At 57.4% G+C, this 14,552-nt stretch carries 10 protein-coding genes and 1 pseudogene; 2 read left to right on the forward strand and 9 right to left on the reverse strand.

The window, feature by feature from the left end:
* Positions 1 to 16 precede the first annotated feature (16 nt).
* The 6 genes and pseudogenes from HRQ60_RS14065 to HRQ60_RS14090 all read right to left on the reverse strand — a co-directional run bounded on the left by HRQ60_RS14065 (position 17) and on the right by HRQ60_RS14090 (position 9,311).
* Entirely contained in the window at positions 17 to 2,047 is a 2,031-nt protein-coding gene (locus HRQ60_RS14065) for an ABC transporter ATP-binding protein (protein ID WP_172196468.1), read from the reverse strand.
* 72 nt (positions 2,048 to 2,119) lie between these two features.
* On the reverse strand, positions 2,120 to 3,055 hold the full coding sequence (locus HRQ60_RS14070; protein WP_172196469.1) for an ABC transporter permease: 936 nt from the start codon (positions 3,053 to 3,055) through the stop codon (positions 2,120 to 2,122).
* Positions 3,052 to 3,988: pseudogene (locus tag HRQ60_RS14075) on the reverse strand (ABC transporter permease). The gene HRQ60_RS14070 and the pseudogene HRQ60_RS14075 overlap by 4 nt, the downstream one beginning before the upstream one ends.
* A 53-nt stretch (positions 3,989 to 4,041) precedes the next feature.
* Complete coding sequence (locus HRQ60_RS14080) at positions 4,042 to 5,739, reverse strand: ABC transporter substrate-binding protein (protein WP_172196470.1); 1,698 nt, start codon at positions 5,737 to 5,739, stop codon at positions 4,042 to 4,044.
* A gap of 93 nt (positions 5,740 to 5,832) precedes the next feature.
* Entirely contained in the window at positions 5,833 to 7,200 is a 1,368-nt protein-coding gene (locus HRQ60_RS14085) for an LLM class flavin-dependent oxidoreductase (RefSeq protein WP_172196471.1), read from the reverse strand.
* Between the two features lie 266 nt (positions 7,201 to 7,466).
* Complete coding sequence (locus HRQ60_RS14090; protein ID WP_172196472.1) at positions 7,467 to 9,311, reverse strand: UbiD family decarboxylase; 1,845 nt, start codon at positions 9,309 to 9,311, stop codon at positions 7,467 to 7,469.
* Positions 9,312 to 9,584: 273 nt separating this feature from the next.
* Between HRQ60_RS14090 and HRQ60_RS14095 the strand changes: the two genes are divergently transcribed.
* Together HRQ60_RS14095 and HRQ60_RS14100 are read left to right on the forward strand one after the other, a co-directional pair.
* Positions 9,585 to 9,935, forward strand: coding sequence for a hypothetical protein (locus HRQ60_RS14095; protein WP_172196473.1), 351 nt, complete (start codon positions 9,585 to 9,587; stop codon positions 9,933 to 9,935).
* Between the two features lie 94 nt (positions 9,936 to 10,029).
* On the forward strand, positions 10,030 to 11,016 hold the full coding sequence (locus HRQ60_RS14100; RefSeq protein WP_172196474.1) for a 3-oxoacyl-ACP synthase III family protein: 987 nt from the start codon (positions 10,030 to 10,032) through the stop codon (positions 11,014 to 11,016).
* A 93-nt stretch (positions 11,017 to 11,109) separates the two neighbouring features.
* On the opposite strand, the gene HRQ60_RS14105 is transcribed toward HRQ60_RS14100, so the two are convergent.
* From HRQ60_RS14105 to HRQ60_RS14115, 3 genes are all read right to left on the reverse strand, one after another.
* The gene (locus HRQ60_RS14105; protein ID WP_172196475.1) at positions 11,110 to 12,567 is read right to left on the reverse strand and encodes a catalase; all 1,458 of its coding nucleotides are present in this window, start codon (positions 12,565 to 12,567) and stop codon (positions 11,110 to 11,112) included.
* Between the two features lie 187 nt (positions 12,568 to 12,754).
* Positions 12,755 to 13,528, reverse strand: a complete 774-nt coding sequence (locus tag HRQ60_RS14110) for a response regulator transcription factor (protein ID WP_172196476.1) — start codon at positions 13,526 to 13,528, stop codon at positions 12,755 to 12,757.
* Positions 13,504 to 13,899: a Fur family transcriptional regulator gene (locus HRQ60_RS14115; protein WP_172196477.1), complete on the reverse strand. Its 396-nt coding sequence runs from the start codon at positions 13,897 to 13,899 to the stop codon at positions 13,504 to 13,506. The genes HRQ60_RS14110 and HRQ60_RS14115 overlap by 25 nt, the downstream gene beginning before the upstream one ends.
* Between the last annotated feature and the right edge of the window lie 653 nt (positions 13,900 to 14,552).

Consider the following 14,552-nt stretch of genomic DNA (forward strand, 5'->3'; position numbering starts at 1 on the left):
TCGATTTCCTCCTTTTTCAAAGCGGGTAATGGCAGGCAGCCGTATGTTCGCTGCCTACAGAGACAAAAGCGGGTTCCGCCTGGCGGCACAAGTCGGTCGCGATCGGGCAGCGCGTATGGAAGCGGCAGCCCGCAGGCGGATTTATCGGCGAAGGAATCTCGCCTTTTGCCGTGAATGTTTCGTTCCCCGCCTGCGGCGATCCGGGAATGGACGAAAGCAGCGCGCGGGTATACGGATGGGCGGGATGGCGGAACAGCTCTTCGCTCGGCGCAACCTCGACCAGCTTGCCCAGATACATCACGCCGATCCGGTTCGAAATATGACGCACGACCTGCAGGCCGTGTGCGATAAAGAGCGAGGTCAGACCGAGCTGCCGCTGCAGGTCCTGCAGCAGATTTACGATCTGTGCCTGTACCGATACGTCAAGCGCGGAGACCGCTTCGTCGGCCAGGATAAAGCGGGGATTGACCGCAATCGCCCGGGCGATTCCGATCCGCTGCCGCTGTCCGCCCGAGAATTCGTGCGGATAACGGTCCTGCCAGGACGATTGCAGTCCTACCTGTTCCAGCAGCTCGCCGACCCGGCCGCGCCGCTCGGCTGCCGTAAGCTTCGTGTGCACGCCAAGCGGCTCGGCGATGATCTCGCCGATATTCCAGCGCGGGTCGACCGTACCGTAAGGGTCCTGATGAATGATCTGAAGATCGCGGCGGGTCTCCCGCCAGCGCCTGCTGCCCTGCGGCGACAACTCTTCGCCCTTGTACAGAACCCGCCCTTCCGTCTGCGATTCCAACTGCAGCAGCAGGCGTCCGAGCGTAGACTTTCCGCTGCCCGATTCGCCGACAAGCCCGAATGTTTCGCCTTCGGCAATCGACAGCGACACCCCGTCGACGGCGTGAATCACGCGCTTCTGGTGCCCCCAGCCGCCGCCGATCGGATAATGTTTCTTGAGATTCTGCGCTTCAAGCAGAATAGACGAAGATTCCCTGTTTGTTCCGGTATCCGGCAGCTCGGCCTGCAGCTGCGGCACTTCCGGCTGCACGGCGGCCGCGAACGAAGCGGCGGCAGCGCCGGCAGCCGCTTCGTCCGCATGCCAGCAGGCGGCCAGACGGCCGGGGCCCTGATCGCTGAGCGGAGGAACGCTCTCGCGGCACCGAGGCGAGGCGTAAGCGCAGCGCGGATGAAAGCGGCAGCCGCCCGGCATATCCGCCAGGCCCGGAGGCGAACCTTCGATCGCGCGAAGCCGCTCTCCGCGGCGGATATCCTGCGTTAACGCGGAATTGAGCAGCCCAATAGTGTACGGATGCCGCGGAGCCGTTAGCACTTCGGCTGCCGGACCCTGTTCGGCGACCCGGCCTGCGTAGAGCACGACGATCCGATCGGCCATTTGGGCCGCTACGCCCAGATCGTGCGTAATCAGCAGGATCGACATGCCCAGGCTCTCTTTCAGCTCGTCCAGCAGTTCCAGAATTTGCGCCTGGACCGTAACATCGAGCGCCGTGGTCGGCTCGTCCGCGATCAAGAGTTCCGGTCCGCCCGACAGTGCCATGGCAATCATGGCCCGCTGGAGCATGCCGCCGGACAGTTCGCCCGGGTACTGCTTCATGCGAAGTTCCGGCTCGGGAATGCCGACCCGGCGCAGCAGTTCGACTCCTTCCTGCTGCAGTACCGACTTTTTCTCCCGGCGATGGGCGCGCATGGTCTCCACGATCTGGCTTCCGATCGTAAAGACCGGATCAAAAGCCGCCATCGGTTCCTGGAAGATCATGGCGATACGCCGTCCCCGCAGATCCCGGACAAGATGGTCGGGCAGCGATTCGATAGATTGGCCGCCCAGGCGGATATGGCCTCCGGCGATGCGGCCGTTTTCGTAATCGGTCAGCCGCATGATCGCTTTGGAAGCGATCGTCTTGCCGCTGCCCGACTCGCCGACCAGGCAGAGCGTTTCTCCCGGAGCGATATCGAACGAAATCTCCGACACCGCCGTCAGTGTCCCGCGGGGCGTATGCACATCGATCGTCAGTTCTTTGACTTCAAGCCCTGTTTTCATGCCGCGATTCTCCTTTCCGGTACCTTGTAGGTAAGGCTGCGGATTTTTTGGATGCCAATCCGTCAATTAGACTCAGACTTTTCCTTTTCGCTTGGGATCGACGGCATCGCGCCAGCGGTCGCCGATCAGATTGACCGACAGAACAAACAGCGTGATCGCAAGGCCCGGGAACGTACAGATCCACCAGGCTACGGTCAGATAACCGCGGCCCTGCGACAGTAGGGCTCCCCAGTCCGGAATTTCCTTCAGCACACCGAGACCCAGAAAACTGAGGCCCGCCCCCGCCAAAATGGAAGAGCCCAATCCGAGTGTCGCCATCACCAGCAGCGGCGCAGCGGAATTCGGAAGCACATGCCTGATCAGGATCGAAGACGGTCTCGCGCCGATTGCCCGCGAAGCGAATATATAGCCCCGGCGGCGAATCGCCATAATCTGTCCCCGCATCACCCGGGCATAACCCGGTACCGAAGAGATCGCGATCGCAAGTACGATATTGCGCAGACCCGGTCCAAGTGCAGCCGCGATCGTCAGCGCGAGCAGAATCCCCGGAACGGTCAGCAGCACATCCATCAACCGCATGAGTACCGTATCCAGCTTGCCTCCGACATATCCGGCCAACGAACCGAGCGTCCCGCCGATCAGCACGCCCACCAATACCGAACAGATCCCGATCAGCAGCGAATCCCGGGTTCCGTATACGATCAGGCTGAAGACATCTCGTCCGAAATAATCGGTGCCGAGCAGATGCAGGACCGAAGGCGCCTGCAAAATCGCTGCCGTGTTCATCTCCGTCGGCGAATAGGGAGCGATCCAGCCGGGAATAAGCGCACACAGGACCAGAAAACTGACAGCGATTCCTGCCACTCCCGTCAGCACGTCGGCAGAGCCGAAGCGCAGCCTTGTTCCGCTTGTCCGATGTTGGGCGCCGTAGGGCGCCTTGTCGAGTCCAGCCTTCCGGATCCGCCGCAGGCGTCCGGACGTTTTGGCCGCAGCCGCCGAATGTTTCATTGCCCTGCCCCTCTCCGTCTTATTCTGGGATCGATCGCCGCATACGACAGATCAACCAGCAAATTGATGCCTACATAGACGATAGCCGTGAAAAAGACGACGCCCTGCACGACCGGCAGGTCTTTGGCCATAATCGCATCGGCGAGAATCCGTCCGACTCCCTGGCGGGAAAAGACCGTTTCGATAATGACCGTTCCCGCCAGCATGTCGCCGATCTGCATCCCGATCAGCGTCACCGCCGGAATAAGCGCGTTGCGCAGCACATGTTTGTATTGAACGAACCGCTCACGCAGTCCTTTCGCCCGAAGCGTCGTAACGAACGGTTCGCCCAGCACCTCAAGCATACTGCCGCGAACCATGCGTACGATCGAACCGGCTCCGACAAAACCAAGCGCAAGTGCCGGCATCACAAGGGTTGTCCAACCGTCCGATCCCATGGCCGGCAGCCACTTCAGCTGCACGGAGAAGATCAGGATCAGCAGAATCCCCGACCAGAATGTCGGCATCGAGATGCCGAACAGTCCGACAATCCGTGCAGCGAAGTCGATAAGGCCGCCTTTGCGAACCGCCGACAGCACGCCGAGCGCGACACCGACCACAATGGCAATCAGCGAACTGGCCGCCGTCAACAGCAGGGTCGCGGGAACCTGATGCAGAATCTTGGGCAGCACCGGCTCCGAACCGACAAGCGAGCGTCCGAAATCGCCGGTCAGCATGTCGCCGAAATAAGTCAGCAGCCTTTCATGAAAAGGCCGGTTCAGCCCGAGCTGCTCCCGAAGATTCTCGATAACTTCCGGACTGACCGAAGTCGGATCGACCATCGACAGTACCGGGTCTCCCGGCAGCAGATAAAAGATACCAAAAGACAAGGGCCAGCGAACCGACGATCACAAGCAGCGAACTGGCGAGGCGCGAAGCGATGGCCTGCAGCATCGAAATCCCTCCTTGCCGGCTGTTTGCGCTGCCTTTGGGAACGCGCGGCCGGTTTATTTTTGCAGATAGACGTCATTGAAGATCGGGTAACCGAACGGGTCGAAGGTAAGCCCTTGAACCGACCGGCCCGCAGCTACCGTGTACGGGAATACGTATACCGGCAGGATCAGCGCCTGATCGCTGATATACTGCTGCACTTTTTTGTACAGTTCGGCCCGCTTGGCTTCGTCGGGTTCGATTGCTCCCTGATCGAGCCATTTATCGACCTGCGGATCGGACAATCCGGACAGCGTGCGCCGGCCTTCGTCTTCGGTCGAACGATAGAAAGAAGTCAGACCGTGCGGATCCGAGTTCACCTGGCTGTTGCCGTACAGATCGTAATCCCAATTCTGATACACGACCGTGGCAATATCCTGGGTAATCTCGACTTCCGTCTCGATTCCGATCGCTTTGAGCTGCTCGCGGATCATGGCGGCGATATCGTTGCGCTTCTCGCGGTTCGGCGAACCGTCCACATAATGCAGCGTCAGCTTTTTGCCGTCTTTCACACGGATTCCGTCAGCGCCTTTGACCCAGCCCAATTCATCGAGCAGCGCGTTCGCTTTGGCCGTATCCGGTTTGATTTGGCCTTCCAGCGATTCGTCGTATCCGAGAATGCCGGGCGTGACCGAAGACCAGGCCCGTTCATAAGTGCCCAAATACAGCGTCTTGACGATCGAATCGAGGTCGACGGCGTACTGCACCGCCTGTCGCGCTTTGAGTTCGTTCCAGGGCTCATGCTCCAGATTGAAGAACAGCGTATAGGGGAACCCGATCGTGTTGGTTTGAAGCAGCTGCGCATTCGGATCGTTTTGCAGCGCGACCACGTTTTGCGGCGGCACGGTTTCGGCGGCCAGCACCTGCCCGCTCTGTACGCCGCCGATCCGCGTCGCTTCTTCCGGTACGATTTTGAAGGTCAGGGCATCGAGGTAAGCCGCCCCGGTATTTGAGGACTCTGCGCTTCCCCAGGCATAATCGGGATTCTTCGCCAGCTTGATCTCCGCGTTTTCCGACCAGCTCACGAACTTGAACGGTCCTGTACCCACCGGATTTTTCCCGTAATTTTCACCGTCTTTTTGAGCAGCTGTCGGCGAGACGAGACTCAACATGCCCTGACTCAGGTTGCCGAGAAACGCCTGGGACGGGGTCTCAAGGTTCAGCTTGATCGTATGCTCGTCGATGACTTCCGACGATTTGTACGGACGCAGCAGCGCGAGAGCGTTGGCCGCTTTGGTCTCGGGATCGATAATGCTGTCGAAGTTGTATTTGACCGCTTCCGCATTGAACGGCGTACCGTCCTGGAACTTCACATCTTCCCTGAGTTTGAGCGTATAGCTCAGACCGTCTTCCGACGCTTTCCATTCCGTGGCCAGCGAAGGGCCCAGCGAACCGTCCGCATTGCGGATCAGCAGCGTATCGTACAGGGCGCCGAATACCCGGACGGAAACGGCGAGGCCGCTCCGGCGCGGATCGAGCGTATCGGGCGAAGTGGCCAGCGCGTAGGTGAGCTCGCCGCCTTGAACAGGAGTCGAAGCGGCCGAACCGGCCGTTCCCGAAGCCGCTTTTGCCGTGCTTCCGCCCGATGCCGGTCCGCATCCGGTCAGCGCCGTAGTGAGCGCCAGCGCAAGGGCTCCGAGAACGCAGCCGAGCTTAAACCTTCTTTTTGGATAGATGCGGTCTGCCGCAAGCTTGTGGGTGATCCCGTTCGTCATGGGTAAGCCTCCTTCTGTTTATGTAAGAGCGGCAGGAACGGAATACAACCCTTCCGGCGCTGCCGCGATAGATCGAACACCATTCCGGCGGGATCAGTTGGACGAAAGGCTTCCTGCCGCCGCTTCCCCGGCAGCCGCCCGGCTGCGCTCGGCCGTATAGCGGTTCTCCGGGATCGGCACTCCCAGATTGCCCCGCAGCGTATCGGATTCATAATCGAGGCGGTACAATCCGCGCGCTTGGAGAATCGGAACCACCGTATCGACGAAAGTCCGCAGGCCGCTCGGAATATCCGTATGGACAATAAATCCGTCCGCGGCTTCCGCTTCGAACCATTCCTGAATCCGATCGGCTACGTCTTCCGGCGTTCCGATAAAGGAAGTCTTCGGCGTCGCCGAACGCAGAGCAACCTGGCGCAGTGTCAGACGCTGTTCTTGGGCATCGCGCTTGATCTTGTCCGTCCCGCTCTTGAACGCGTTGCTGCCGAGATCGCCGAGATCCGGGAAAGCTTCGTCGAGCGGATACTGCGAGAAATCGTGATGGTCGAAGAAGCGGCCGAGATACTCCAGTGCCTTGTCGATCGTCACAAGCGAAGCGATCTGTTCGTACTTCGCTTCCGCTTCTTCGAGCGTACGGCCGACGATCGGATTGATACCCGGCAGAATCGCAATATCCTGCGGCTCCCGGCCGTTGGCGACAGCCCGCTGCTTCACATCCCGGTAAAAGGCCTGGGCATCTTCGAGACGTTCATGTCCCGTAAACACCGCATCCGCCGAACGTGCCGCCAGGTTTTTTCCGTCTTCGGACGATCCCGCCTGGAACACGACCGGCTGACCCTGTTTCGAACGGTCGATATTCAGCGGGCCTTCGACGGAAAAGTATTCGCCCTGATGGTTCAGGCGGTGCAGCTTCTCGGGATCGAAAAAGACGCCCGATTCCTTGTCCCGCACAAAAGCATCGTCTTCCCATGAATCCCACAGCCCACGCACGACTTCCAGATGTTCTTCGGCAATCTTGTAGCGATCGGCATGTGCCGGATGCGAGCGGATCGTATGGTTGCGCGCCGTGCCTTCAAGCGGCGAAGTCACCACATTCCAGCCGGCGCGTCCTCCGCTGATCTTGTCGAGCGAAGCGAATTGCCGGGCGACGGTAAACGGCTCGCTGTACGAAGTGGAGAGCGTGCCGACCAAGCCGATCCGGCTTGTGACAGCGGCAAGCGCCGACAGAATCGTAAGCGGCTCGAACCGGTTCAGAAAATGGGGAATCGACTTTTCGTTGATATACAGGCCGTCTGCGATAAACACCAGATCGAACTTGCCTTCTTCCGCGGTCTGCGCCTGACGTTTATAGAAATCCAAATTGACACTGGCGTCGCTGAGCACCTCCGGATGTCTCCATCCCGTTACGCTTCCGCCTACCCCGTGAATAATGGCACCGAATTTCAAGCTCCGTTTGTTCGTCATACGCTCTCTCCGCCTCTCTTTTTCTCGAAATCATTCAGCCGTAAAATTAAATTAACAATTCCGATGGCTTTTGTATGCTTTCGGGTTGAGAAGAAGCTTACCACTCGCCGCGCCCCAGGGTCAATCGTTTCGCTAATAGACATTTTCTATACCCATATAGAAGAAAACGATGGATCTCTGCCGCCTTGAAAAAGACAGCAAAAACCCGGTTTTTTTCTCCGCTGGATACGAAGAAAGAAAACCGGGTTGAGAAGAAAACGGTGGAATCAGCGCCGCAGGGCGCGCAGAATGCCCAAGCTTCCGCTCGGCTCGAACAAACGGTCTACACGCTCGGCCACGCCGGCATCCGGAATCAGCGGCGGCGCCTGGTGCGGCTTGACACGGGCATCGATAATGACATTATCGCAGCCCCAGTGCTTGTGCTCGTACGCAGCGTTAACGCCGTAGATATCATGCGACGGATTGCTGCGGGTGAACCCGGCCCACAGGAAATTATCGAATGCCGCTTCCATAAATGCCGAGTCGTCGCACAGGACGATCATCGGGCAGTCGCCGAGCGGACCGCGCGCCGCGATCGCCTGCGCCAGTTCGCCGATCTCCGCTTCCGCCGACTCGTAATCGACAAACGCAGGTCCCTGCAGCAGCGCGATGCCGGGCATCGCCATCCCTGCCTGTCCAAAACCGCCCGGCAGGTCCGCCAATACGGCCGGAACGCCTGCCGACAGTTTGCGCACCGGGCTGCCGACCGCGGCGAAGGTCACTTTGCTGCCGCTGTTGAGTCCGGTGCCCGAATAATCGAGCGTGTCCATCGTCGTATTCGTCTGGAAATGCAGATCGCGCCGCAGATCGATCCGCTCCAGCACATGCGCGAACAGTTTCGGAATATCGTGTGCGTTGACCGGCACGTCGTCTTCCGCCGTAATAAACAAATATTTGGCAAGGCTGAGCTGGCCCGTACCGAAAATCCGGTTGGCAATCGTCAGGATCTCCGCCGGACGCTTGACTGCCTGATAAGGCGTGTAACGTTCGCTGCCCACGGCCAGCAGCAGCGGATGGACACCCGCGGCGTCGACCGCATGCACTTCTTTGACGCCCGGAATTTCCTGCTGCACCGCGCCTCCGGTCAATTCGTGAATCAGGGCGCCGAACGCCGTATCCTCCTGAGGCGGACGACCGACGACGGTGAACGGATACACGGCCTTTTTCTTGGCGTACACTTTATGCACGCGCATCACCGGGAATTCATGCACAAGGCTGTAATAGCCGAGATGGTCGCCGAACGGTCCTTCCGGCTTCGTCTCGTCGGGGTAGATCTCGCCGGTGATGACGAAATCGGCATCGTGGCTGACGCAGAACCCGTCTTCGTAGCTGTAGCGGAAATGGCGTCCCGACAGCAGTCCCGCAAACGTCAGCTCGCTGAGTCCTTCCGGCAGCGGCATAACCGCGGACAGCGTGTGCGCCGGCGGCCCGCCGATAAAGCAGCTCACCTTGAGCGGCTGTCCGCGTTTGGCGGCTTTGGATTGATGCACCCCGATGCCGCGGTGAATCTGGTAATGCACGCCGATTTCCCGATCCTGCTCGTATTCGTTGCCGCTGAGCTGGATCCGGTACATGCCGAGATTGGCGTTCATGACGCCCGGCTTGTCCGGATCTTCGCTGTACACCTGAGGCAGCGTCACGAACGCGCCCCCGTCGTTCGGCCAGCTTTTGATCATCGGCAGATCGGAGATCCGGATCTCTTCGAAATCGGCGGGCAGGCCGGATTTCTTGATCGGCAGCGCTTTGCGGGCTGCAAGACCCGTACCCGCATAACGATGCGGCTGTTTCAGCGCCTTCATCGGATCATTGCGAAGAGCGATCACTTCCTGCGTCAATTCCCACGTATCGCGGAAGATGTATTTGCTGCGCTCGATCGTGCCGAACAGATTCGACACCGCGCCGTATTTCGATCCTTTTACTTTTTCAAAAAACAAAGCGGGTCCGCCCGCCTCGAATGTTCTCAAATGGATAGCGGCCATCTCCAAATTCGGATCGACTTCTTCCGTTACGCGGATCAAATGTCCGGCTTGCTCCAGATCGGCGATACATTCCTGCATATTGCGATATCTCATGGCGTTAGGCTCTCCTATTCCGGTTGTGATTATTCTCCCATTCTACCCTACGCCGTCCCCCAGTGCCAATTCCCGTCCACTTTCTTTTGCCCGTGCGGGCGGCAGCGTTTCGCTTTCGAGGTTCGTCTCCCTTATTTCCCGATCTTTCTTGCTTTTTGGTATCATGACCCGCAAAAAGATATAGAATAAGGGTACATCTCTTCAATCTACGGACTCAACGCCGATATAAAGAAAGATGTAGAGAACATTTCCGAGAGGCAGGAGAAACCTATCATGGCACAAGCTCCATACAGTATTCAAACCAATCAGTCGGCAAAAAAAGTGGATATGAAAGTCAGCGGCACCTTTACTCCCCAGGATTATCAAAACTTCGTACGCGATTACGCAAAAATGGCGTCTTCGATCGATGCGAAAAATTTCACGCTCGAAGTAGACTGCCGGGAGATGGATCTGCTCGGTACGGAAGAAGTCGACAAACTGAAAGGTTCGTTCGCGAGCTACAAAGAAACCGGCTTCCAAAAAGTCGTCTTCATTATCAGCTCCGCTCAGATGATTATCAAGATGCAGCTGGCGCGGGTTGCCCGCGAAGCCGGCCTGACCAATACCGAAATCGTAACGAAATAAACCCGAACATCCGTTCAACCTTTCCGGACTCCGCCTTTCAGCTGCGGAGTCTTGTTTTGTACGTCCATTTTACAGAGAAAAAGGAGACCTCCGCATGAGCCGTATTCGGATTGAAGCCGTAGATATTTACCATCCCGACAATGCGATCGACAACGAGTTTTATTTCGAGCATTTTGACCGCAAAGACCAAGATATTCGGCGCTTTATGGAACATATGGGCCGCAAATCGCGTTATGTCATCGACAGCAGCGAAGAGAACGGATTGACCATGGGGATCGAGGCGGCCAAAAAAGTACTCGCCAAAGCCGGTCTGCAAGGAACCGATATCGATATGATCGTGTTCTCGACCCAACTGCCCGAGACGACTTTCCCGGTCAACGCCTTGTATGTGCATGCCGCGATCGAAGCCGGCTCCCAGGCCATGGTCATGGATTCCAACGCCAACTGCGCGGGTATGGTCGTCGCCGTGGACCATGCCAGCCGCTACATGCTGACCAGCCCGCATATCCGCCGCGCTCTGATTGTCGGTTCCGACTACAATACGCTGATCAGCGACCCGGAGAGCGCCGTTACCTATGCCAATTACGGCGATGCGGCCGCAGCGGTGGTTCTGGAGCGTACGGAAGAAGAAGGCGGATTCATTGATTCCATCTATCATACCGATCCGGTCAACCGCGACTTTATCCGGTATCCGGCGGAAGGATTGGCGAAGACCGTCAAATACGGCTCCGCCAAACAAAGTATTCTGTGGCTTCCGTTCGAAGCGCATGCCGCCATGCCGCCGACCTACGACATGTTCGAGAAGCTGCTCGGCCGCAACGGAGTGACGCCGCAGGAGATCGGCAGCTACTGCCTATCCCAGTTCTCGCTCGAAAACGTGCTCAAGATCCAGCGTCAGTTCGGACTCAGCGACGAACAGATGGTCTATGTGGGCGACCGTTTCGGTTACACCGGGACGAGCAGCCCGTTTATCGCCCTGCACGAAGCGGTCGAGACCGGACGCGTAAAGCGCGGCGATTATGTATTGTTCTGGTCGATCGGTTCCGGTTTCCAGCTGGTCGCGATGCTGTTCAAGTATTAAGCCGATTCTGCCCTTGTACGACAGCCCGACTGCAGCAAAGCCGGGGTTCGCATCGTTGGATGCGAACCCCGGCCTTTTTTCGTTTTCTTCGGTTCAGCGTCCTCCCATAAAAGAGGAAATGTCCACGCCGAGTTCACGGGCAAGGCGCATGCCGTATTCGCGGTCGGCGCGCACAAAGTTGCAGATCGCACGCAGTTGGATCTCCGGACCCACTCCGCTCAGATCGTTTACGATATTGGCGATCAGATGATCTTGTTCTTCGGCCGTATAAGAACGGTACTGCATCCCGGCCTGGGTGAAATCGTCGGTCTTCGCGATCTGCTGCCGGCCTGCCCGGCCTTCCAATTCAGGCTCGGATTCGCGGAATACAGCATCTTCGACCGGGCTTTCTTCGTACCGGTTGGGTTCGTAATTTTCTTTTTCCATACGGTCCCGCATGTTCATGGCTCCGCCCTGCTGGTAATTGCGCACGGGCGCATACGGACAGTTGACCGGAAGCTGGAGGTAGTTGGCGCCCAGACGGTAGCGCTGCGTGTCCGGGTAGGAGAATAGACGGCCCTGCAGCAGTTTGTCTTCCGAAGGTTCGATTCCCGGCACCAGAGCGCTTGGCGAGAACGCGGACTGCTCGACTTCGGCGAAGAAATCCTGCGGATTGCGGTTCAGTGTCATCGTGCCGACCGTTTGCAGCGGAAACTGTTCTTCCGGCCAGACTTTTGTCGGATCGAGCGGATCGAATTCGTAATCGTCGATGTGCTCCGCCCGGATCATCTGCACGCGAAGTGTCCATTCCGGGAAATCGCCCGCTTCGATCCGATCGAACAAATCGCGCGTCGCATGGTTGAAATCACGGCCCTGAATCTCTCGCACTTCCGAAGTGTCCAGCGTACGAACGCCCTGCTTCGATTCCCATTTGTATTTGACGTAGACGACTTCTCCGGCTGCGTTCACCCATTTGAACGCATGCACGCCGAAGCCGTCCATTTCGCGATAGTTGGCCGGCGTGCCGTGATCGGAGAACAGCCAGGTCATCATATGGGTCGATTCCGGCATCCGTGTCATAAAGTCCCAGTAACGGGCCGGCTCCTGCCGATTGGACTGCGGGTCCGGCTTGAGCGAATGCACCATGTCCGGGAACTTGATCGCATCGCGGATAAAAAACACCGGCAGATGGTTGCCCACAAGATCATAGTTGCCTTCCCCGGTATAAAACTTGACTGCAAATCCGCGCGGATCGCGGGCCGTTTCCGGCGAACCGGTGCCGTGAATAACGGTCGAGAACCGGACAAATACAGGCGTTTCGAGTCCAGCTTCCTGCAGAAATGCCGCGCGTGTATAAGCCGCCATCCCGCGTTCGGTTCGGAATACGCCGTGAGCGCCCGCTCCGCGTGCATGCACGACACGCTCGGGAATACGCTCGCGGTCGAAATGCGCCAGTTTCTCGAGCAGATGGTAATCTTCCAGCAGCGCCGGCCCCCGGCGTCCCGCCGTTCTGGAATTTTGGTTGTCTCCGACAGGAGCCCCCTGGTTGGTCGTCAATTTGGAATCGGTCATCTCAGAATCTTCCTTTCCGGATTGAGGATGCAGTATCGAATTCATTCAATAGATTTAGAATTGATATTAGACTTTATCTAAATCAATAATTGAATTCTACCATCCTCCCGTCGGGCGATCATGAGGGAAACTTGAGCTTTACGTGAAGATCCCGTGAAGAGGCGCGAGCACGCGCCGTCTTCGCCTTTTAATCCGCCAAGCGATAACCGACTCCGCGAACCGTCGCTACATATAGAGGTTTTCCGGCACTGTCGCCCAACTTTTTGCGCAAACTTTTCACATGTACGTCAACGACATTGCTGCCTCCGAAATACTGCGTTCCCCATATCCGGTTCAGCATCTCTTCGCGCGTACGTACGCTTCCTTGCCCTTCGATCAGCAGAAGCAGCAGCTCGTACTCCGTCTTGGTCAGATCGATTCGGGCTCCCCCGCGATATACGGTCATGCGGCGGCGGTCGATACGCAGGTCTTTGAAGATCCACTGATCGCGTACGGACTCCGGTTCGGGTTCAAAAGAAGTTTCAAGCGTGCGCGAAGCCGCGCTGCGCAGAATACGGCGAACATGATGCAGCCCTTCCTGCGGACGCGCCGGCCAAACCAGCAGTTCTTCATGCCCGCCGACCGCACTGTCTTCTTCCAGCATCCGTTCGTCTACCAGGAAAAGCGTCGGTACCGCGGCATGGACCGGATGCATATTTTCCCGAAAAGCGCCGACCGGATCTTCATCCTGAGAACCGCTCACATCGAAGATCAGCAGATCAGGCTGAAGCGCTCCCGCTTCCGTATGCTCCCAACGATGAAAAACGAGCACGTCGAAACACGCTTCCATCAGCGTCCGCATCAGCTCGTGCATCCGTCCCGGAAAAGGACTGACCACGATGATGCGTCTGGTCATCTCGCAGACTTCCGGTTCCAAAGACGCCATATCCGCAAAAATCACTTCTTCCGCTTGCTTCTGCATGCCCCGCACACTCCTTCCACCACGATATGGGCGCCCTGCACCTCGTATCCCGTCTCTTCCGCTACCCGGGTCATCCAGTCTTCCGGCACCGGCACCGTAACTTCGTCCACTTTCCCGCAAATTTCGCATACGATATGCTGATGATCGTCCGTTCGCGCATCGTACCGGCTCGCCGTTTCTCCCAATTTGAGTTCGCGGAGCAGATCTTTGTCGGTCAAGTAACGCAGCGAATTGTAGACGGTCCCGTAAGCGAAACTGTGCCCCCGCTCCACCAGACGGTTCATCACGTCAGCCGCTGTGGGATGGTCTTCGGATTCGCGCACCACATCATATACGGCCTGCCGTTGGGTCGTCAAATTGATCGATTTCATCTTCTTATTCCCCATTTATGGTCAATTTTTTCTTGTATAATTTCAACTTAGAATAAGTATAAATCTATTTCGCGAAGGAATCAAGGCTGCACGGATGAAAAGAAAACACAAAAACGGCTATCCCGCAGGATAGCCGTTCGTAAGCGGGCTTATCGGACACATGCAGTGTGCCGCCGCCGCTTTTCACTTGAATAATCGGAGAAACCTCTTACCGTTCGCCGGTCTTGCCATACGCCGGCACTCTTGCCAAACCGAACGATTACGTTCGCCGGACCGATTCTCATGGATCGAATCGCCCGTTGTCTTGCCCGTTATATACGTTCTTGCACACAACCGCCAGATTGCATGTCCATAACGAAATCGTTTCGTTAAAATTCATGAGTTGTCACTATACGGTGAAAGGCTTCGTTCTCTGAAATCTAAAACAACGAAAGCCCTACCTCTCTTCCATCCTTGCGGCTCCGATGACCGCGCCAGTGCGATTCGGATCTTCAAAGCATGCTATAAGTGCATTGTCGTTATTCAAGTGTCCACAATGTATATCATTTTATCTTATTCTTGCGAAAAAGTCAACTCCTGCAAAAGCCCTATTCTTTCCTGATTGATCGAAGCCGATAACACAGGTAGGCTTGCGTCTGGGCAGAAAACCGACT

The sequence above is a fragment of the Saccharibacillus qingshengii genome (assembly GCF_013185195.1).
In the GTDB taxonomy this organism is placed as follows: Bacteria; Bacillota; Bacilli; order Paenibacillales; family Paenibacillaceae; genus Saccharibacillus; species Saccharibacillus qingshengii.